The organism is Halopseudomonas laoshanensis (assembly GCF_008365385.1).
Classification (GTDB): Bacteria; Pseudomonadota; Gammaproteobacteria; order Pseudomonadales; family Pseudomonadaceae; genus Halopseudomonas; species Halopseudomonas laoshanensis.
Genome location: NZ_QOVF01000002.1, coordinates 701828 through 723038, shown reverse-complemented (window position 1 = coordinate 723038; position 21211 = coordinate 701828). Strand labels below are relative to the sequence as shown.

Below are 21211 nucleotides of genomic sequence, written 5' to 3'. Positions count from 1 at the left end.
GCAGATGACTTTTCGGACACTCATCGGCGCTGGTTTCGGCTACACTAGCGGCCTGTCTGGCCAAGCTGATGCAATTCAGCGAGTAGCCATCGAATAGGTGGGGGTACGCGTGGAGTTTCTGATTTATCTGGTACTGGGCGGATTCGCAGGCACGCTGGCGGGTTTGTTCGGTGTGGGCGGTGGCATGATCATCGTGCCGGTGCTGGTTTACAGCTTCACTCTGCAGGGATTTGCGCCCGAAGTGCTTACGCACATGGCGGTAGGCACTTCGCTGGCGACCATCGCTTTTACCTCGATTAACGCTATTCGTGCACATCATCTCAAGGGCGCGGTTCGCTGGACCCTGTTCGTATGGATGGCGCTGGGGATCATTTTTGGTACGGTGCTGGGCGCGCTGACCGCCGCTCTGATTCAAGGCCCGATATTGCAGAAGATCATCGGCGTGTTTGCCATTGCCGTGGCCATCCAGATGGCTTTTGATTTACGTCCCAAGGCCTCATCCGCTGTGCCCGGCAAGCCGGTGTTGACCCTCGCGGGCGGGGTCATTGGCTGGGCCTCAGCCATTTTTGGTATCGGTGGCGGCTCGCTTACCGTCCCTTTTCTGGTTTGGCGCAGTGTGCCCATGCAGCAGGCGGTAGCAACTTCTTCAGCTTGCGGCTTGCCTATTGCCCTTGCCGGTGCAGCGAGCTTTATCTGGACTGGCTGGGCGGTCACGCCGCTACCTGACTGGAGCTTCGGCTATGTTTATCTGCCGGCGATGATCGGCATCGCCGCTACCAGTATGCTGTTTGCCGGATTCGGCGCGCGCCTGGCACATCGGCTGTCACAACAATTGCTCAAGCGGCTTTTTGCCCTGTTGCTAGTGGGCGTGGGCATCAACTTCTTACTCTAGGGAGCATTCATGCTGGCTTATCCGCAGATTGATCCGGTGGCGTTGTCGCTCGGGCCTATTCAGATTCACTGGTATGGTTTGATGTACCTGATTGGTATTGGCGGCGCCTGGTGGCTGGCCAGCCGCAGGGTGAATGCCTTCGATCCAAGCTGGAACAGTGAAAAGCTCTCGGATCTGGTGTTCTGGGTGGCGCTGGGTGTGATCGCCGGCGGCCGAGTGGGCTACATCCTGTTTTATGATCTGGCGTCCTATCTCAACGACCCAACACTGATCTTCCAGGTATGGAAGGGCGGCATGTCGTTTCATGGCGGCCTGCTGGGCGTGCTGCTGGCGGTCTGGTGGTTCGCCCGGCGTAATGGCAAACGCTTCTTCGAGGTGATGGATTTTGCCGCACCCATGGTGCCCATTGGGTTGGGCGCGGGCCGCATTGGCAACTTCATCAATGCGGAGCTGTGGGGCAAGGCAACCGATCTGCCCTGGGCGATGGTATTCCCCACCGATCCTCTGCAATTGGCGCGACATCCGTCGCAGCTATACCAGTTTGCAATGGAAGGCGTGGCCTTGTTTATCATCCTCTGGCTGTACTCGGCCAAGCCGCGCCCGACCATGGCGGTCAGTGGACTCTTTGGTGTCTGTTACGGCATTTTCCGTTTCCTCGCCGAATTCGTCCGCGAGCCGGATGCGCATCTGGGTTACCTGGCGTTCGGTTGGGTCACCATGGGGCAGGTACTCTCCCTGCCGATGATTCTGATAGGCGCCGCGATGATGGCGTGGGCTTACCGTAACGGAGGCGTAAAGCGTGAAACAGTATCTTGATTTGATGCGCCATGTGCGCGACCACGGCACGTTCAAGAGCGATCGGACCGGCACGGGCACCTACAGCGTGTTTGCCCATCAGATGCGCTTTGACCTGGCCGACGGCTTTCCGTTGGTGACGACCAAGAAATGCCATCTCAAATCCATTATCCATGAGCTGCTGTGGTTTCTTCAGGGCGACACCAACATCGCTTATCTGAAAGACAATGGTGTCTCTATCTGGGATGACTGGGCGGATGAAGAAGGTAATCTGGGGCCGGTCTATGGCTACCAGTGGCGTTCCTGGCCAGCGCCGGATGGCGAGTCCATTGACCAGATCAGCAAGGTGCTGCAGATGATCCGCAGCAACCCCGACTCGCGGCGGCTGATTGTGTCGGCGTGGAACCCGGCGCTGGTCGATGAGATGGCCTTGCCGCCCTGTCACGCGTTATTCCAGTTCTATGTTGCCGATGGCAAGTTGAGCTGCCAGTTATACCAGCGCTCGGCGGATATCTTCCTGGGCGTGCCCTTTAATATCGCCAGTTATGCGTTGTTGACACTGATGGTGGCGCAGGTTTGCGGACTGCAGCCGGGCGAGTTTATCTGGACCGGAGGTGACTGCCACCTGTATGCCAATCATATGGAACAGGCTGAGCTGCAGCTTTCTCGCGAACCTTACCCGATGCCGCGTATGCGCTTGAATCCTGAGGTCACGGATCTGTTTGCCTTCACCTTTGACGACTTTACCCTGGAGGGCTACCAGGCTCATCCGCATATCAAGGCACCGGTGGCGGTATGACGCAGACGAACACGCCGCGTATCGCGTTAATCGCCGCGATGGGTCGCAATCATGTGATTGGTCGCGACAACCAGTTGCCCTGGCATTTGCCGGAAGATCTCAAGTATTTTCGTAGCATGACCTGGGGCAAGCCGATCGTCATGGGTCGCAAGACCTTTGATTCATTGGGCAGACCATTGCCGGGCAGAACCAACATCGTCATAACCCGCCAGAGCGGCTTGCAGTTGCCTGGTGCCTCGGTTCAGGGTTCGGTGGACGCCGCCTTGGAACAGGCCGGTCGCCAGGCGCTGCTGGATGGCGTGGATGAGATCATGGTGATTGGCGGCGAGAACCTGTATCGGCAGATGCTTGATCGAGCGGACCGACTTTATCTGACGCTGGTTGACGCTGAGCCGGAGGGCGATGCCTGGTTTCCGGCAGTCGATGGCGCGCAGTGGGCCTTGGTGGATGAGCGCGTAGTAGCAGGCGGCGCAGATTATCCTGCGCATCGCTATCAGGTGCTGGACAGGGTCAGAGGCTGACCCATCACATCTTCCAAAGGCCGAGGCTTGCCGATCCAGTAACCCTGGAGGAAGTCTCCGCCCCAGCTGGACAATTGCTCTGCGCAATGGGCATCTTCAACGTAATTGGCCGTGACCTGCTTATCCATATCGCGCGACAGGCCGATCAGGTTGCGCAGGTAGCTGGCGTAATCCCCATCATCGGCCATTTTACGCGCGTCCAACTTGATGCCCTTGATCGGTAGCCGGGCCAGGTAGCTCATGGCGCCGTACTCTTCGCCGAAGTGATCAAGCCAGATATCCACCCCGAGCGCCGCGAGCGACTTACATAACTTCTCTGCCTGGCTGGCGTGTTTCAGCAGCGCGTCTTCACGCAACTCCAGTTGAATGACATTCGCTGGCACGCCGCTCTTGATCAGCAGTTGGCGGAGTTGGTCGGCGAAGCGCGGTTGCTTCAGTTCGCGATCACTCAGGTTGATCGAAAGCCGGCAGTCCACCCCAGCGCTGCGCCATTTCTTGATTCCTTCCAGCGCTTTGCCAATGACCCAGTGCCCCATGGGCAATATCAGGCCGCTGTGTTCAGCCAGTTTCAAAAAAGCATCTGGCGTCAGCAATCCCAATGTCGGATGTTGCCAGCGTAACAAGGCTTCCCAGGCATGGGTGTGGCCATTGCGGGTGTCTACGATGGGCTGGAAATGCAGGCGAAACTGGCCCTCGAGCAAGCCGTGGCGCAGGCCCTGTTCGATATCCAGATTGTGTTGGGTTTGCGCATCCTCTTCCGGGCTGTAGAAGCTGTAGCCGTTACGGCCGCCGGCTTTGGCCCGATACAATGCCTGATCGGCGTTGTTCAACAGCTCGGACGCGCTGCTGCCATGCTGGGGATGCGTAGCAATGCCGACGCTGGCGGAAATCAGCAGGTGATGCCCGTTCAGTGTGATGGGTTCGCTGAGGGTGTGGATGATCTTGCTGGCAATCAGCGCGGCATCATTCGCATCATGCAGGTCGGTCAGCAGGGCGACGAATTCATCACCGCCAATGCGGGTGATCATATCCAGATCGCGCATGCTGCGACGCAGCCGGTTGGCGATAACCGCGAGCAGCAAATCACCCAGACCGTGGCCAAAGCTGTCATTGATCTGTTTGAAGTAATCCAGGTCGATATACAACAGCGCGAAGGCCGTCTGGCTGCGCTTGCTGCGCAGCAGCAGCCGATCAAGCTCCTCTTCGAGCATCGCGCGGTTACCCAACCCGGTGAGCGGATCCTGCTTGGCTTGCTGGGCCAGTTTGCCGCCACTCTGGCGGCGGAAGCCGGCGTGTTCCAGGGCGCGGCGCAGGCCCTCGGCGGTCAGCTCGGAGCGCAGCAGGATATCGTCGGCACCATCGTGAATCGCCGTGCTGTCGTGTTCGGGCTCGCTGGCGTCGCTGATCAACAGGCACAGGGTATCGTTGGCAACGCGGCGCACGTCACGCAACAGGGTCAAATCATTGGGGATAAGGCAGGCACTGAATCCGCCACTGGCCAGCCGGTTGACCGCTTCCTTGGGTCGCGTGCAAACCTCGACGTCCAGCGGGGCATCGTCTTTGGACCGGCAAAATGCGAGCAGTTGTTCGCGTTTGACCGGATCCATCTCAACCAGCAGCAGTTTGCGCGCAGTTGTGTCCATCGGAATCCATGCCCGGCAGAGAGGAACGCCGTGTATTACGCTCCATGTTGCGATTATGTTAACGCCATCACAGTTTATGCACAGCATTATGGAGTGGCGAACGGCCAGTTTGTCCGACCAATGGTATGACTGTTTTACCAATCAGACGTTCAATTGACTCTTTTTTTGCTGTCCGGATAACGTGCCATTATTACGGCGCGATATTTGATCGCGAACCGGCATTAGGCGCAGGCGAATAGCCATCTTCAGGGGCGGCGTACTGGGTCAATCAGGGTTAGGGAGGCGACTGAAAGGGTACATAAGAGCCACCCCGCTTGCGCGGGTGACTCTCATGTTGGGTACAGACATGATGGCAGTTGTCACTTTTTCGGGCTAGGTTCAGCCAGGGCAGCAGCGGCTCAGCCGTCGAGCATGGCCTTGTCGCGCACCGCACCTTTGTCCGCGCTGGTCGCCAGTAGTGCGTAGGCCTTCAGTGCGGTGGTTACTTTGCGTGGACGGTACTCGACCGGCTTCCAGCCCTTCTTGTCCTGATCGGCGCGACGGTGTGACAGCTCTTCATCGCTGACCAGCAAGTTGATGCTGCGGTTAGGGATATCGATCAGCACCTTGTCGCCATCGCGTACCAGGCCAATGGCACCGCCCGCTGCAGCTTCCGGGGAAGCATGACCGATGGATAGTCCCGAGGTGCCACCGGAGAAGCGACCGTCGGTCAGCAGCGCGCAGTCCTTACCCAGCCCCTTGGACTTCAGGTAGCTGGTCGGGTAGAGCATTTCCTGCATGCCAGGGCCACCCTTCGGTCCTTCGTAGCGAATGATGACGATATCGCCAGCCTTCACTTCGTCGGCAAGGATGCCTTTCACTGCGGTGTCCTGACTTTCGTAAATCTTGGCATTGCCTTCGAATACATGGATCGACTCATCCACGCCGGCCGTTTTCACCACACAGCCGTCCTGGGCGATGTTGCCATACAGCACGGCCAGACCGCCCTCGGCGGAATAGGCGTGCTCAACGCTGCGGATGCAGCCCTGTTCACGGTCCAGGTCCAGCGTGTCCCAGCGTGTTGACTGGCTGAACGCGGTCTGGGTCGGTATGCCTGCGGGGCCTGCCTTGAAATAGGTATGCACGGCTTCATCGTCGGTCTGGGTGATATCCCACTCGGCAATCGCCTCCTCCATGCTTGCGCTATGAACGGTCGGCAGGTCGGTGTGCAGCAGGCCGCCGCGGGCCAGCGAGCCGAGGATGCTGAAAATGCCGCCAGCACGGTGTACGTCTTCCATATGGTACTTCTGAATATTCGGTGCCACTTTGCACAGTTGCGGCACCTTGCGTGACAGCCGGTCGATATCGCGCAGGTCGAATTCGATTTCACCTTCCTGAGCCGCAGCGAGCAGGTGCAGGATGGTATTGGTCGAACCGCCCATGGCGATGTCCAGGGTCATGGCATTCTCGAACGCCTTGAAGTTGGCGATACTGCGCGGCAGCACGCTTTCGTCGCCGTCGGTGTAATAGCTTTTGCACAGCTCAACGATGGTGCGTCCGGCGCGCAGGAACAACTGCTCACGGTCGCTGTGGGTGGCCAGCAACGAGCCGTTGCCCGGCAGCGCCAGGCCCAGGGCTTCAGTCAGGCAGTTCATCGAGTTGGCGGTGAACATGCCCGAGCAGGAGCCGCAGGTCGGACAGGCGGAGCGCTCGTATTCGGCGACTTTTTCATCGGAGTTGCTTTCATCTGCGGCTACCACCATGGCATCGACCAGGTCCAGACCGTGGCTGGCGAGCTTGGTCTTGCCGGCTTCCATCGGCCCGCCGGAAACAAACACCACCGGTACGTTCAGGCGCAGAGCCGCCATGAGCATGCCGGGTGTGATCTTGTCGCAGTTGGAGATGCAGACGATGGCATCGGCGCAGTGGGCATTGACCATGTATTCCACCGAGTCGGCGATGATCTCGCGCGAGGGCAGGGAATAGAGCATGCCGTCGTGGCCCATGGCAATGCCATCGTCCACGGCGATGGTGTTGAATTCCTTGGCTACGCCACCGGCGCGCTCAATTTCACGCGCGACCAGTTGGCCCATGTCTTTCAGGTGCACGTGGCCGGGGACGAATTGCGTGAAGGAGTTGGCCACCGCAATGATGGGCTTCTTGAAATCCTCGTCCTTCATGCCGGTGGCGCGCCACAAGGCGCGGGCGCCAGCCATGTTGCGGCCAAAGGTGGATGTTTTTGAGCGATAATCGGGCATGGAGATGATCTCGTTGTGCGTTGCAATCGAGCAAGCATATCAAGTTGGCGACAGGCATGCAGCCCGCGCCACCAGATGGTTGGCTGGCGCGGACGGAATAGAGGGCTTACAAGGTCTTTTCGAAGACCTTGGAGTTACGCTGATAATTGTATAGCGAGGCGCGTTTCGCGGGTAGACGCTCCACCGAACTGGGTACGAAGCCGCGCTCGCGAAACCAGTGCGCGGTGCGCGTGGTCAGCACGAACAGGGTATCGATTTTCATCACCCGGGCCTGGGATTCAATATGCGCAAGCAATTGGTCACCGCGGCCGCCGTGCCGATAGTTCGGGTCGATCGCGACGCAGGCCAGTTCGGCCGAGCTGGAGTCGTCCAGCGGGTAAAGGGCCGCGCAGCCGATGATCATATTGTCGCGCTCGATCAGGGTGAACTGGCCGATTTCGGTTTCCAGCACTTCGCGCGAGCGGCGCACCAATATGCCCGCTTCTTCCAGCGGACGTAGCAGTTCGATCAGGCCGCCGACATCCTCAATGGTGGCGGTACGGATCTGCTCGAAGGCTTCCTGAGTGACCAGCGTGCCGCCGCCGTCGCGAGTAAAGAGCTCGGTCAGCAGCGCGCCATCGTCGCAGAAGCTGACGATATGACTGCGTCTCACGCCCTTGTCACAGGCCTTGCAGGCGGCGCTGAGCAGCGAGCCGGGCAAACTGTTGCCCAGGGCGTTGAGCAGCGGCTGCGCGCGGGTCGGCTTGAGTTCGCGCAGCAACTGGCCTTCAGCATTGAAAATACCGGCATCGGGACCGAACAGGATGAGCTTATCCGCTTCCAGTGCGGCGGCGGTGCTGGTGGCAACGTCTTCACAGGCCAGATTGAATACTTCCCCGGTCGGCGAGTAACCCATAGAAGAGAGCAATACGATGGACTGCTCATCCAGATGCTGGCTGATCGCCTTGCGATCGATCCGCCGTACTTCCCCGGTGTGGTGAAAGTCCACACCATCGACCACGCCAATGGGTTTGGCCGTGACGAAGTTGCCACTGACCACGCGCAGCCGCGAGCCTTGGCCTGATGCGGTAGGTGCCGTACACAGCTGAGCCTCAATGGCGATGCGCAGGCTGCCCACCGCATCCATCACGCACGCCAGGGTGTCGCTGTCGGTGATGCGCAGATCGTTATGGTAGTGCGAGCTGATCCCACGGGCGCTCTGGCGCTCCTCAATCTGCGGACGCGAGCCATGCACCAGCACCAGTCTCACCCCCAGGCTGTTGAGCAGCATGATGTCGTGGACGATATTGCTGAAATTCGGGTGCGCTAGTGCCTCGCCGGGCAGCAGCACAACAAAGGTGCAATCTCGGTGGGTATTGATGTAAGGCGTCGAGTGGCGGAACCAGTTGACGTAGTCGGTCATGGGTGGCAGTCCGGGCAAAACAGCAGTTTAGGGACTTTGCTGGATACGCTTCAAGCGCTGATTGCACTCGCTGCTCGTGGGGCTATGCCCTTAGCGGCGATTGCAGGCAAGATAAGGCATGTTTTATCGATAGGAGAGCATCCTGTGAGCCTTGATTCAATCGCGTGCCCCGTTCCCTTTGTCACCGTCAGCAGCCCGGAAGAGGCGGTCGAAAGACTGGACGCTTTATACCGGCAGGCGACCGGAGCGCTGGGTCTGTCGTTACAGGCATACCTGAAGGACCGTACCCGGCCGGATGCCGATCAATTGGCCATGTTCCGTTACCCGGAGCTGCGCCTAACCTACCGCTGCAAGGAAGATGTGCCGCGCACCGTGCGCGCCTATGCCAAGGTGCAGGTGCCGGGCACTTATAGTGTCACCGTGACCCATCCGGAAGCGTTCCGCAGCTACTTGCTTGAACAACTGCGCCCACTGATGAACGATTTCACCCTGCATATTGAAGTGGGTTTGAGCGAGCAGGCGATCCCCTATCCGTATGTAGTGGAGCAGGGCGATGAGCTGGCGGGCTCCGGGGTGACCGCCGGTGAGCTGGCGCGGGTGTTTCCGAGCACCGATCTGTCAGCGGTCACCGATGGCACCGTCGACGGCTTGCTCGATTGGGAGCAGCTGGACCCCATGCCGCTGGCCCTGTTTGATGCGGCGCGTACGGACTTCTCGTTGCGCCGTCTGGTGCATTACACCGGCAGCGATTGGCGGCATGTGCAGCCGTGGATCCTGTTGACCAATTACCATCGCTACGTGGATCAGTTTGTCCGCCACGGTCTGGATATGCTGCAGGGCGAATCGCGTTTTCAGCGCATGATCATGCCCGGCAACATCATTATCGAGCGGAGCATGAGCGCCGAGCAAATGCAGGCGCTGGTCGATACGGTGGTCTGGCATCGTTACCAGATGCCGGCCTATCACCTGCAAGCCAATGACCGTGACGGCGTCACCCTGGTCAATATCGGCGTCGGCCCGTCCAATGCCAAGAACATTACCGATCACCTGGCCGTACTGCGCCCGCATTGCTGGTTGATGATTGGCCACTGTGGCGGGCTGCGGCAGTCGCAGAGCATTGGCGACTATGTGCTGGCCCACGCCTATATGCGCCGCGACGGGATTCTCGATCGCGTACTGCCACCGAATATTCCGCTACCCGCGCTGGCTGAAGTGCAGATGGCCCTGCAGGAGGCCGCAGCGACGGTCACTGGCGAGCGCGGCGACGATCTGAAACGACGTCTGCGCACCGGCACTGTACTGACCTATGATGATCGCAACTGGGAATTGCGCTGGGCGCAGGAGCGGCCGCTGATCAACCAGGCCAGGGCGATTGCGGTGGATATGGAAAGCGGTACCGTCGCCGCCCAGGGTTATCGCCTGCGCGTGCCCTATGGCACCTTGTTATGCGTGTCGGATAAACCATTGCACAGTGAGATCAAGCTGCCGGGCGCCGCGGGCGCCTTCTATGAGCGCGCTGTGACTCAGCACCTGCATATCGGCATCGCCGCGTTGGATCTGTTGCGCAGCCAGCTTAATTCGCTGCATTCGCGCAAACTGCGCAGTTTTGACGAGCCGCCGTTTCGCTGAGCAAGCGGTAGCCTATAGGCAGAACTTTTCGATCAGCCCGCGAAGTATCTTCACCGTCGGGTCTATACGGTCCATCGCCAGAAATTCATCGGGCTGATGGGCCTGGTCGATATCGCCGGGGCCGAGAATCAATGTCTGCATGCCGATCTGGTTCAGGTACGGACCTTCGGTGGCAAAAGCCACGCTGCCGGCGCTGTAGCCGGTCAGTTGCTCACAGGCGGCGACGATCGCTGCGTCGGCTGGTGTGTCCAGCGGCGGTACGCCAGGGAACAGCGGTTTGAAGCTGATATCGACCTGATGCTCGGCGGCGATAAGCTGCAGGCGTTCATTGATATCGGCGCGCAGCGCGTCGGGATCCATGCCGGGTAACGGGCGAATGTCGAACTCCAGTGCGCATTTGGCGCAGATGCGATTCGGGTTGTCGCCGCCATGAATACAGCCCAGGTTCAGGGTTGGGGTCGGTACGCCAAACAGCGGATTGTTCCAGCGCTTCTGCCAGCCAGCACGCAGCTCCAGCAGGTCACTGATGACCAGATGCATGGCTTCCATGGCGTTGCGACCCAGCGACGGGTCCGAGGAATGCCCGGCCTGGCCGGTGATATCGACCCGCTCCATCATGATGCCTTTGTGCACGCGGATCGGCTTGAGGCCGGTCGGCTCGCCGATGACGGCGTGCCGAGCGTGGAACAGGTCGCTGGCCACCAATGCCTGGGCACCGCTCATCGAGCTTTCCTCGTCGGCGGTGGCGAGGATGATCAGCGGTTGTTTAAACGGTTTGTCTGCGTAGTCCTTCAGAGCTTCGATAATCAGCGGAAAGAAGCCTTTCATGTCGCAACTACCCAGCCCGTACCAGCGGCCGTCGGCTTCGGTCAGTTTGAACGGATCGTGCTGCCAGCGCTCTGGATTGCATGGCACGGTATCGGTGTGCCCAGCCAGCACCAGGCCGCCCGGGCCAGAACCGAGAATCGCAATCAGATTGGCCTTGCCCGGCTCATTCGGAATGTCCTGGATGGTGCAGCTGAAACCGAGCGCGTTCAGCCATTCGGCCAACAGATTGACCACGCCCAGATTGGACTGATCCATATCGGCCTGAGTACAGCTGATGGAGGGGACGTTGAGCAGGGCGTCGAACTGGGCCCTGAGGGAGGGGATGGCCATTGAAAACTCCTGGCGGCGTAAGCGGTCGATCAGTGTCGGACCAGCTTACGCTGCCAGGTAGTGAGCGTCAGCCGAAAATCCCGCTGAGGATAAAGAAAAATACAATTGAAAGACCGGCGCCGGCCGGCAGGGTAATCAGCCAGGAGCTGAAGATGGTGCCGATCACCCGCAGGTTCAGGGCGCCAATGCCGCGGGCGATGCCCACCCCAAGTACCGCACCCACCAGCGTATGGGTGGTTGATACCGGCAGGCCTGCGCCCGAAGCGCCGACCACGGTGATAGCGGTCGCTAGCTCAGCGGCAAAGCCGCGGCTCGGTGTCAGCTCGGTAATATGCTTGCCTATGGTGGCAATCACCCGGTAGCCGTAAGTGGCCAGACCAATCACGATACCGATACCACCGAGCAACAGCACCCAGCCAGGCACCAGAGACTGGTCGGAAATAGTCCCGGTCTGCAATACGCCGACAATTGCTGCAAGCGGGCCCACAGCGTTGGCAACGTCGTTGGAGCCGTGGGCAAAGGCCATGGCGCAGGCGGTAAAGATCATCAATATCGCAAAGACTTTCTCCACGCTGGCGAAATGGAAGTCCTTGTCGGCCTCGGGATCGGCTTTGACCCGGGTCAGCAACACCACGCCCAGCGCGGTAACCGCCAAGCCCGTGCCCACCGCCAGGCCAAAGCTCTGCAACGGGCTCAGGTCCAGGCCCACGTGCTTCAGGCCCTTGGTCACGGTCATCAGGGCGACGAAAAAGCCCACGGCGAACATATAGAAGGGGACGTACTTTTTCGCGTTTTCGAAAGGCTTTTCGGTATCCAGAATCAGCTTATGCACGCTCATGAATACCAGGAAGGCAACGAAGCCCGAGAGCGTCGGTGATATCACCCAACTGGCAACAATGGGTGCAACCCCGCCCCAGTTCACCGCATCCATCGACACGCCAACCGCACCAAAGCCGATCACCGCACCAATGATGGAATGGGTTGTAGAAACGGGCCAGCCCTTCATGGATGCAATAAACAGCCAGGTGCCGGCAGCCAGAAGGGAAGCGAGCATGCCGAAGATCATTTGCTCGGGACTGATCATCTCCGATTCAAGGATGCCGCTGCGGATGGTCTGGGTGACCGAACCCCCGGCCAGGTAGGCGCCGAGAAATTCGAAAACCATGGCGATCAGGATCGCCTGTTTGATCGTCAGTGCTTTGGAGCCGACCGACGTGCCCATGGCGTTGGCGACGTCGTTGGCACCGACGCCCCAGGCCATGAAGAAACCGAAAGCGCAAGCTAGTACCAGCAGGATCGTGCCATATTCTGCAATCAGGGTCATGGTGACAATACTCTGTTTGGGTGCATGTTAAAGCGGTTAGAGCTGACCACTAGCGGGCCATAAGTTGTTCCAGGCGATTGCCTACACGTTGGGCACGGTCCGCTACATCGCCGATCCATTCGATGATCTGATAAAGGAACATGACGTTAACCGGGGGTAGATCTTTTTCCAGTTTGAACAGGTCCGCGCGCAGTTTGATCTGCAGGGTATCGGTGTCATGCTCGATCCGGTCCAGCTCCTCGATCAGCGTTTCCACCAGGGTGACTTCGCGGCCGGAAAAGCCGGTTTCCAGCAGTTCATCCAGCTCGTTCATGGCCTTCAGGGCCTGGGCCGCAGCATCCACAGAGCGCTGTACGAAGAACTTGAAAGAGTCCTGGATCTGCTCGGGAATGGCCATCTGACGGCCAAGCATCAGCCCGGCTATATCCTTGGCGCGGTTGGCTACTTTGTCCTGTACACTCAGCAGCTCCAGCAGGTCCGAGCGCGGAACCGGCAGGAACAGGCTCTTGGGCAAGTGAATGCGCACATCCTTTTTCAGTTTGTCGGCATCACGTTCCAGCTGCGATATATGCAACTGCAGGCGTTCCGCCTCAACCCAGTCGTTGGCGATCACGGCGTCAATAAAGGGCACCAGTTGCGCCGCACATTCGTGGGCCTTGCCAATATGCTGCTGCATGGGCCCTATGGGCGAGCGACCAAACAGATTGAGAAACGGATTACTGGGCATGGGGCCTCCGATGCGGGTTCGAGCCGCGAATTATAGGTGCTGAAGTCCCGGTCGTCATTAAAACGACATAAGACGGTCACAAATTAGTCATTTTTCCTCAGGGGCGGCCAGCGAGCCGACCTGTTTATTGCGAGAGTCAGTCATGGTCAAAGAAACCGAAATCAAGTTGCGCGCCACACCCGAGACATTGGCGGCTGTGCAGCAGCATCCCTTGATCAAGGCACGCCAGCAGGGCGAGTGGACCCAGGGCACTCTGTACAACCAATATTACGATACGCCCGCCCGCGATCTCGCTGCGGCCAAGGTGGCATTGCGCTTGCGGCGCGACGGCGAGCAATTTATCCAGACATTGAAAAGCCGTGGCCAAAGTGTAGCCGGGCTTTCCGAGCGCAACGAATGGGACTGGCACTTGCAGCAGGATGAGCTGGACATGGCGCTGCTGGACGACACGTGCTGGCCTGAGGCCCTGGCCAGCCTGGACAAGAGCCAGCTGCAGCCGGTGTTCACCACCGATTTCCAGCGCACCAAGGTGCTGCTGCAGTGGGAGCGAGAGGGCGAAGCGGTCGAAGTGGAAGCGGCGCTGGACCAAGGGCGAGTCGTTGCTGGCGCGAACGAAGAAGACATTTGTGAGCTGGAACTGGAAATTCGCCAAGGTCCTGCGGCGGCGCTGCTGGAATTGGCGCTGGAATTGAGCGCCGAGCTGCCGTTGATGCCCTGCGACATCAGCAAGGCCGAGCGCGGTTACCGGCTGTTCGAGGCACGCAGTTACGACCTGCGGCTCAACGCCGTGGAGTGGCACGCGGAAACGAAAGTCGATGAAGTGATAGCCGGTGCCGGTACCCAACTGCTGGGGCATAGTCAGCGGCTGGCGGAACAGTATCGGCATGCCGGGCAATGGCGGCTGTTCCGCGAGATGACGCTAACCCTGACCGCGCTTCGCGCCTCTTTCGGGGTGTTCGACCTGGCATTGCCGCGCTCCTCGGTGCAGGATTTTGTCCAGCCATTGGACCAGTTGCTGGCTCAGTTCAAACCGCTGGTACTGGCTGGTTGGGCAGATGATGAAACGGGTCAGAAGGCGAGAGCGCATGCCGCCGAGGTCTTTGCCGACGCCGTTAACGATCCTGCATGGGGGATGCTGTTTATTGGCCTAGCCCTATGGCTGCAGCGTCGGGGCTGGACACTGAATCGTCCACCCAAGGGCCAGCGCATCGGCGACCTGACTCTGCCGCGCTGGTTGCTGGCTGCAGTGGCGAAGGAAATCCAGGAGCTCAAGGTGCCGCACACCAATGACCCGGATTCGGCGGTCAGTATCTGGATGGATCAACAGCCGCGGCTGGCACGTTTGTACTATCTGCTCTCGGGCTTTCGCGGCTTTCTGCAGGTGCCCGAGCCGGATCGTCTGTTTGGCGAGTTGAACAAGCTGCAGGCACTGCTCGAACAATACCCAATGGTGGAAGAGGAACAACGCCCCTTGCTGATGGATGCCCTGCGCAAGCAGGGGCAGCGGCTGCGTAAACTCAATGCCTGGCGTGAATTGAACGGCTGATCACGCTAATCTGAGCGCAGTCATGGATTGAACGGGGGATAGAATGAGAAAGCTGGCTGACCTGGCGATACCGGGGAGTGACCGACTACTGGATTTGGCCGACCTGCTGAATGTGCTGGTAGAGCAGGGCCGGTTGACCCAGGAGACAGCCGAGCAATTGAGCATGCTGCGCCGTTCGGCCACGGGCGAGACGGCCAAATTGCATCCGCTGGAATTTATCGCTGGGCAGGCGCCCGATGATCTCAGCCGTCCGGGCAAAAAGCTCGATCTGGATATTCTCAGCCGCTGGTTGGCAGTTGAAGCCGATCAGCCGTTTTATCGTATTGATCCGTTGAAGATCAATGTCGCGGCAGTGACGCCGCTGATGTCCTTCGCCTTCGCCCAGCGCCATCGGATTCTGGCGGTTGAACTGAGCGAGCGCGAGGTCATCATCGCCAGCGCCCAGCCGTTTGTCAGCAGCTGGGAAGCCAACCTGGTGCACGTACTCAAGCGCGAGATCAAACGTGTTGTTGCCAACCCAGCCGACATTCAACGCTATTCGGTGGAGTTTTATCGCCTGGCCCGGTCAGTCACCGGCGCCAATTCCAGTGACCAGAAAAACAGCGCCATTGGCAACTTCGAGCAATTACTGAATCTGGGCAGCATGGGTCAGGAGCCGGATGCCAACGACGCGCACGTGGTCAACATCGTTGACTGGCTATTTCAGTACGCGTTCGAGCAGCGCGCCAGTGATATTCATATCGAACCGCGCCGCGAGTCCGGTAGCGTACGCTTTCGTATCGATGGCGTGCTGCATACGGTGTATCAATTTCCGCTGCAGGTGGCCATTGCCGTGGTCAGCCGGCTGAAGACCCTCGGCCGCATGAACGTGGCGGAAAAGCGCAAGCCGCAGGACGGGCGGATCAAGACCAAATCGCCGCAGGGCAACGAGATCGAGCTGCGGCTGTCGACCTTGCCAACCGCTTTTGGCGAAAAGATGGTCATGCGAATTTTCGATCCGGATGTGCTGCTGCGCACTTTTGATCAGTTGGGTTTTTCCGCCGAAGATCAACGCCGCTGGCAGTCCATGGTCCACCAACCCAACGGCATTGTGCTGGTGACCGGGCCGACCGGCTCGGGCAAAACCACCACGCTGTACACCACGCTCAAGCAGCTGGCGACGCCCGAGGTCAACGTCTGCACCATTGAAGACCCGATCGAGATGGTCGAGGACAGCTTCAACCAGATGCAGGTGCAGCACAATATTGACCTGGATTTTGCCGGTGGTGTGCGCGCCCTGATGCGTCAGGATCCAGACATCATCATGGTCGGCGAGATCCGCGATCTGGAAACCGCCGAGATGGCGATTCAGGCTGCGCTCACCGGTCACCTGGTGCTCTCGACGCTGCACACCAACGATGCACCCAGTTCGGTCAGCCGCCTGATTGAGCTGGGCGTGCCAGCTTATCTGATCAAGGCTACTGTGCTCGGCGTGATGGCGCAGCGCCTGGTGCGGACGCTGTGTTCGCATTGCAAGGAGCCTGCGCCGGTGGATGAAGACGCCTGGCGCGAGCTGACCAAGCCCTGGAATGCGCCTTTGCCAACCCAGGCGCATCGCCCGGTTGGCTGCCCGGAGTGCCGGGACACGGGTTATCGCGGCCGCGCCGGGGTGTATGAGTTGATGCTGCTCAGCGACACGGTCAAACCGCTGGTGCAGGCTGATATCGACCTGAATGCGCTGCGCCGTCAGGCGTACAAGGAAGGCATGCACAGTCTGCGCTTGTCCGGCGCGCAGAAGGTCGCCGCTGGGCTGACCACCATTGAAGAAGTGCTGCGGGTCACGCCCACCAGTCAGCAAGCTTGAGCTGGTGCTGGCCCGCCCATAGAATGCCGCCGACTTTTTAACGGAATCTGACATGAATTATCGCCACAGCTATCACGCCGGCAATCACGCTGATGTGTTCAAGCATGCCATCCTGCTGCGCATGGCCCACCTGCTGCAACGCAAGGAGGCGCCTTTCTGCTACCTGGACAGCCACGCCGGCACCGCCATGTATGACCTGCAGGGCGATGCGGCGGGCAAGACTGGCGAATATCTCGACGGCATTGCCCGTTTGTGGAAGCGCGATGACCTGCCCGAGATGCTGCGTGATTATTGCCAGATCGTGGCTAGGCACAATCCGGATGGCGACCTGCGTCATTACCCGGGTTCGCCGCAGTTGATCGCCGACGCGCTGCGTCTGCAGGACCGAATGATCCTGAGCGAGCTACATCCCGAGGACGCCGCTACCTTGAGCGCGCACTTTGCTGGCGCGCCGGAAGTGGCGGTGCACATGCGCGATGGCTATGAGTTGGCCAAAGCTTTTTTGCCGGTCGCAGAAAAACGAGCGCTCTGGCTGCTGGATCCGCCGTTCGAAAAAACCGATGACCTGGCACGCTGCCTGAAGGCCATGCAGATCGGCATTCAGCGAATGCGCCAGACGATTATTGCGCTCTGGTATCCGATCAAGGACGAACGCCTGTTACGCGATTTTTACCGACAGGTCAGCAACTCGGGTCTGCCGAAGGTGCTGCGCGTTGAACTGAATGTTCGGCCAGCCGATAACACCATGGGGCTGAACGGTTCCGGTCTGATGCTGGTCAATCCACCTTGGCCCTTGTGGGAGGAGCTGGAAATGGTGTTGCCCTGGTTGGCGGCCGTATTGGCGCAGTCCGGGTCGGGCGGGTACCGGATGGACTGGTTGGTAGGGGAGCCCTGAGGCGCTGCTGGCTAAAGCCCCTCGCGGCCACCTGGCCGCGAGGGGCATACTGCAAAATCAACTCTCCAGCTTGAACGTCAGCCCGGCATGCTCAACCAGTCGCTTGATCAACTTGTCGCCCATGGCTGGCGCTGTGGTCCAGATGCCGCCCGCGGTATCGGTGGCATCGCGCACCAGGCAGATTGCGCTTTCAGCAATCATCCGCGAGGTGGATCCATAGCCTGGGTCCTTCTTGCCGGACACGCTGGCCATCAGCGTCTTGCCGTCTTTTTCGCCGATAAAGAGCACATCGTAAAAGCCGTTTTCGCGCTCTTCCTTGCTTGGACCTTCGCCCGGCTTGGGCGCACTGTCGCTGGATAGTGAGCGGTCGGCGGCTACGCCTTCGGCGATGGCTTTGCCCTTGTCGCCAGGACCGGTCAGCAGCATTTCGTCATAGACGAAGTCTTCACCGTAAGCGTGGCCCAGCAGCGCATTGGAGCGGTGCACATTGCGGGTGTTGATCGCCGCCATGATAAAGGGCGCGGCCCAGGTACCCAGCGCTTCGTCGTATTCTGGTTTGCTCGCCGGCGGCTGGGGCGCGCCAGTGAAGCCGGGCGTCAGGGCGAAATGGTTGTTGAGCAACTGCAGAATTTCCGGATTCTTTTTGGCGGCAACCATGGTCGCCTTGAGGCTGGCAGCCGTGCCGCCAGAGAAGGTGCCCTTCATCTTGCGTACGCGGGCCTTGATTCGCGGCAACGGGCCGCCCAGTTGTTTCTGCGCTTCCTGCTGCAAAAAATACACGCCAAGATCAAAGGGAATAGAGTCAAAGCCGCAGGAAAAGACAATGCGCGCACCGCTCTTTTCCGCGGTGGCAGCGTGCGCGTCGATCATCTGCCGCATCCATGCCGGCTCGCCGCACAGATCGACATAGTCGGTACCATTGGCGGCACAGGCGGCAACCAGTTCTGCGCCATACAGTTGGTAAGGCCCCACGGTGGTCAGCACCACGCGGGTGCGTTTGACCATGGCGGCAATGCTCGCTAGGTCCTGCGTATCGGCGACTACCAGCGGAATATCTGCAGGGGCGCCAATTTCGTCGCGCACTGCGGCGAGCTTTTCTGCGCTACGACCGGCCATGGCCCAGCGCAGGTTTTTATCTCCAGCATATTCCTGGCTCAGGTACTCGGCGACTAGCCGGCCGGTAAAGCCTGAGGCACCGTAAACGATGATGTCGAACTCGGTTTGTTGCTTATCCATTTGCTTTGTCTCCCAGGGGGTATTTGGATGGATTCTGCCAGAAGTCGAACTTATGTCGCTCCGCCGCTGTCTGCTAACTATGTACCGCCTTGTATATCAGGATGAGTTGTTTAGGCCCAGGGTGCAAAGTGTCGGGGGCAGTTTCGGGTATGCGAATGCCCGGTCATATCCCGCCATGAGGTCATCGCCGCGACTGTGAATTCAGTGTAGTCGGCTTTTGTGTGGACCTTTGGGCACGAATCGCTCACTCTGGTTAGTCAGGGATCACGGACATTTACAATCACAGGAAGGAGAAACACATGACCACAGCTAACGATAATCAGGTACAGCAGCAGGAAATTGACACTGGTAAAGAAGCCGTACTGTCCGCGTACAGCAAGCTGATTGAAGCCAAGAATCATTTCAAGCATGCCGCTGAAACTGCCGGTGTTGATCTGAAAAATGACGCCGTGGAACAGCTGCTCAAAGGTAAAGGCAAAGCTGAAGAATTGGGCAATGACGCTTCCCGCTTCATGCATGAGAAGCCGCTTGCTACTGTCGGTATCGCGTTCGCTGCAGGCTTTCTGTTCTCCCAGTTGATGTCTCGGAAGTAATCGGCATGGTTGAACAAACCGACTCCGGCCGGCCTCAGGGCCAGCCGGAGCAGGCTGCCGGCGCTGCTGGCCAAGACGCTTTGCACGAGTGGATGGAACTGGGTAAACAGGCGGGTTCAACTGCCGGTACCTTTGGGAAATTGCTCAGTGCGGAGCTTAAGCTGGCGAGTGGCGACCTGGGTCGTCTGATTGCCGTGGGCTTAGCGTTATTGTCGCTCGGATCCATCGCTTGGCTGGGTTTGTCTGTCTTGCTGTCTTGGTTGGCATTCCAGCAATTGGAGTCGGTGACATTGGCTTTGCTGGTGTTTCTTGGCATTCAAGCGTTGGTGATTTTGCTATTGGTAAAAGCAGCTAACACGTTCAAGCGCAGCTTGAGTCTGCCTGCTACCAAGCGAAATTTCCGGGCGTTAGTGAACAGTGCAAGCTCAAGCAAAACGGACGCTGGTCAGTTAAAGGAGAGGACAGATGGCACGCAAACTACAAGTGCTTGAAATCCAGAAGCTTGACGCGGAGCTTGGCATTCATCGTCTAGCGATGGAAAGCGTTGGGCATCGCCGTATGGAGCAGTTGCGTGGAGTCCCATCCTATTGGCTGGTTGCTGGCGGCGCTTTTGCGGGCGCGCTGGTGCAACGAGCTGGCTCCATGGATAATGTGGTTTCAAAGCTGGGTTCGATGGCTCTGGCCGGCTTACGGCTTTGGCCGTTGATTTCCGGCGGTACAGGCGCGGGGAGCGCGGTGAGCGACTCAGTTGAGTGACAGATAAAAAATGACAACGGATATTACTGCGCCCGAGAATACTGAACTGCCGGGCGTAGCATCCCCGGTGCATAAGACGCCGAGATTTCTGCGGGTTATGCAGTGGCTGCTGGCACTAGCTTTGCTGTATACACTTTATTTTGCCAAATCCCTTCTTATGCCCATTGTGGTCGGGCTTCTTTTTGCCTTGCTGCTCAGTCCCCTGGTCAGCGTTCTAAAGCGGCTCTACATACCGCGAACCATGTCTGCGATATTGATCCTGTGCCTGATAGGCGGCCCTTTCGGGGTTGTGGTCTCGCAGTTGGCTGAGCCTGCCCAGCGCTGGGCAAAAGCGATTCCCGAGCTGTCGGAGAAGCTCACTCAGCAGGTTAGCAGCCTGACGGGTGATCTGGAATCCGAACAAATCACAGTGCCTCAACCACAGCCTAAAGCAGAACCCCGAAAGTTTCGATTCTTCGGCTGGTTCAGGGATGACGAAGAGGAAGATCAGCAAGCCCCTAGTCGCCCCGTGCAGGCCGCCAAGGACGACGATAATGCGGTCAGCGACCGGATCAAGCAGGGTAGTCTCGAGGCTATGGTCTCCGCGCTGAGTGCGGCGCCGGTGATGATTGCGCAGCTGATGACCTCGATTATTCTAATCCTCTTTCTGCTGGTGTTCGGCCCGCGTCTGTTTGCCGCCTTCGTGAATATCTTCCCGCAGGTGCATGATAAAAGACGCAGTATCCTTCTGGTCAGGACCATTCAGGTCGAGCTGTCGCGCTATATCCTGACCGTCAGTATCATCAATACTTGCCTGGGTCTGACCACGGCTGCGGCATTGTGGTTGCTGGGGGTGGAAGATGCCTTGCTGTGGGGGGTGCTGGTCGGCATGCTCAATTTTGCTCCTTACGTAGGGCCGTTGATTGGCACTGTGATCCTGTGTCTGGCCGGCGTGGTGCAATACGGTACCGTCGCCTTTGCGATGGTGCCTGCCCTGGTCTATTTCGGCATCAATATGCTGGAGGCGCAGTTTGTGACACCGCTGGTGTTGGGCCGCAACATGCGGCTTAACCCGCTGGTGATCATGTTGTGGCTGATCATTTGGGGCTGGATGTGGGGCGTCGTGGGCGTGCTGCTCGCGGTCCCTATATTGGTGTGCTTGAAGTTGGCAGCCGCCCAGCTAGGTGTGATGACCAACTGGGTGCGTTTGATAGAAACCCGCGCCTGATCAGGCCG

Annotated in this window: 19 protein-coding genes; 12 read left to right on the top strand and 7 right to left on the bottom strand. The window is 59.1% G+C overall.

Features of this window, described 5'->3' with window-relative positions; genetic code table 11:
- The first annotated feature begins 109 nt into the window (after positions 1-109).
- From DT594_RS09805 to DT594_RS09790, 4 genes are read left to right on the top strand one after another with little or no spacing between them, the layout of a single operon-like run.
- On the top strand, positions 110-892 hold the full coding sequence (locus DT594_RS09805) for a sulfite exporter TauE/SafE family protein (protein ID WP_149332499.1): 783 nt from the start codon (positions 110-112) through the stop codon (positions 890-892).
- 9 nt (positions 893-901) lie between these two features.
- Complete coding sequence (gene lgt / locus DT594_RS09800) at positions 902-1708, top strand: prolipoprotein diacylglyceryl transferase (RefSeq protein WP_149332498.1); 807 nt, start codon at positions 902-904, stop codon at positions 1706-1708.
- Complete coding sequence (locus DT594_RS09795) at positions 1692-2486, top strand: thymidylate synthase (RefSeq protein ID WP_149332497.1); 795 nt, start codon at positions 1692-1694, stop codon at positions 2484-2486. Before lgt ends, DT594_RS09795 begins: the two co-directional genes overlap by 17 nt.
- On the top strand, positions 2483-3007 hold the full coding sequence (locus DT594_RS09790) for a dihydrofolate reductase (RefSeq protein ID WP_149332496.1): 525 nt from the start codon (positions 2483-2485) through the stop codon (positions 3005-3007). The genes DT594_RS09795 and DT594_RS09790 overlap by 4 nt, the downstream gene beginning before the upstream one ends.
- On the opposite strand, the gene DT594_RS09785 is transcribed toward DT594_RS09790, so the two are convergent.
- The 3 genes from DT594_RS09785 to argA form a co-directional block, all read right to left on the bottom strand.
- A complete protein-coding gene (locus tag DT594_RS09785) occupies positions 2980-4650 on the bottom strand; it encodes an EAL domain-containing protein (RefSeq protein ID WP_178091493.1) in 1671 nt (556 codons plus the stop codon). The two genes, DT594_RS09790 and DT594_RS09785, sit on opposite strands and share 28 nt — an antisense overlap.
- A 398-nt stretch (positions 4651-5048) precedes the next feature.
- Positions 5049-6887, bottom strand: coding sequence for a dihydroxy-acid dehydratase (gene ilvD / locus DT594_RS09780; protein WP_149332494.1), 1839 nt, complete (start codon positions 6885-6887; stop codon positions 5049-5051).
- Between the two features lie 106 nt (positions 6888-6993).
- A complete protein-coding gene (argA, locus tag DT594_RS09775) occupies positions 6994-8289 on the bottom strand; it encodes an amino-acid N-acetyltransferase (protein ID WP_149332493.1) in 1296 nt (431 codons plus the stop codon).
- 159 nt (positions 8290-8448) lie between these two features.
- Here argA and amn point away from each other — a divergent pair, with 159 nt between their 5' ends.
- Entirely contained in the window at positions 8449-9918 is a 1470-nt protein-coding gene (gene amn / locus DT594_RS09770; protein WP_281290898.1) for an AMP nucleosidase, read from the top strand.
- A gap of 12 nt (positions 9919-9930) precedes the next feature.
- Here the strand turns inward: amn and argE are convergent, their stop codons facing one another.
- From argE to DT594_RS09755, 3 genes are all read right to left on the bottom strand, one after another.
- Positions 9931-11076, bottom strand: coding sequence for an acetylornithine deacetylase (gene argE / locus DT594_RS09765; RefSeq protein WP_149332492.1), 1146 nt, complete (start codon positions 11074-11076; stop codon positions 9931-9933).
- Positions 11077-11143: 67 nt separating this feature from the next.
- Complete coding sequence (locus DT594_RS09760) at positions 11144-12400, bottom strand: inorganic phosphate transporter (RefSeq protein ID WP_149332491.1); 1257 nt, start codon at positions 12398-12400, stop codon at positions 11144-11146.
- Between the two features lie 49 nt (positions 12401-12449).
- Positions 12450-13127, bottom strand: a complete 678-nt coding sequence (locus DT594_RS09755) for a TIGR00153 family protein (protein WP_149332490.1) — start codon at positions 13125-13127, stop codon at positions 12450-12452.
- Positions 13128-13269: 142 nt separating this feature from the next.
- Here DT594_RS09755 and DT594_RS09750 point away from each other — a divergent pair, with 142 nt between their 5' ends.
- Genes DT594_RS09750 through DT594_RS09740 form a run of 3 tightly spaced genes read left to right on the top strand, consistent with a single transcriptional unit; the run spans position 13270 to position 17411 of the window.
- Entirely contained in the window at positions 13270-14673 is a 1404-nt protein-coding gene (locus DT594_RS09750) for a CYTH domain-containing protein (protein ID WP_149332489.1), read from the top strand.
- Between the two features lie 43 nt (positions 14674-14716).
- The gene (gene tfpB / locus DT594_RS09745) at positions 14717-16516 is read left to right on the top strand and encodes a type IV pilus assembly ATPase TfpB (protein ID WP_149332488.1); all 1800 of its coding nucleotides are present in this window, start codon (positions 14717-14719) and stop codon (positions 16514-16516) included.
- 52 nt (positions 16517-16568) lie between these two features.
- Positions 16569-17411 (top strand): 23S rRNA (adenine(2030)-N(6))-methyltransferase RlmJ, encoded by an 843-nt coding sequence (locus DT594_RS09740; RefSeq protein WP_149332487.1) that lies wholly within the window; start codon positions 16569-16571, stop codon positions 17409-17411.
- A gap of 57 nt (positions 17412-17468) precedes the next feature.
- Here DT594_RS09740 and DT594_RS09735 read toward each other — a convergent pair whose 3' ends face one another.
- The gene (locus DT594_RS09735) at positions 17469-18647 is read right to left on the bottom strand and encodes a saccharopine dehydrogenase family protein (protein WP_149332486.1); all 1179 of its coding nucleotides are present in this window, start codon (positions 18645-18647) and stop codon (positions 17469-17471) included.
- A gap of 299 nt (positions 18648-18946) precedes the next feature.
- On the opposite strand from DT594_RS09735, the gene DT594_RS09730 reads away from it, so the two are divergent.
- The 4 genes from DT594_RS09730 (at position 18947) to DT594_RS09715 (ending at position 21203) form a co-directional block, all read left to right on the top strand.
- Positions 18947-19240, top strand: coding sequence for a DUF883 C-terminal domain-containing protein (locus DT594_RS09730; protein ID WP_149332485.1), 294 nt, complete (start codon positions 18947-18949; stop codon positions 19238-19240).
- A 92-nt stretch (positions 19241-19332) separates the two neighbouring features.
- Positions 19333-19731: a hypothetical protein gene (locus DT594_RS09725; protein WP_149332484.1), complete on the top strand. Its 399-nt coding sequence runs from the start codon at positions 19333-19335 to the stop codon at positions 19729-19731.
- On the top strand, positions 19706-19996 hold the full coding sequence (locus DT594_RS09720) for a hypothetical protein (RefSeq protein WP_149332483.1): 291 nt from the start codon (positions 19706-19708) through the stop codon (positions 19994-19996). Before DT594_RS09725 ends, DT594_RS09720 begins: the two co-directional genes overlap by 26 nt.
- Before the next feature lie 10 nt (positions 19997-20006).
- Positions 20007-21203 carry an AI-2E family transporter gene (locus DT594_RS09715; protein WP_218574499.1) on the top strand — a complete coding sequence of 399 codons (1197 nt, stop codon included), beginning with the start codon at positions 20007-20009 and terminating at the stop codon, positions 21201-21203.
- The last annotated feature ends 8 nt before the right edge of the window (positions 21204-21211 follow it).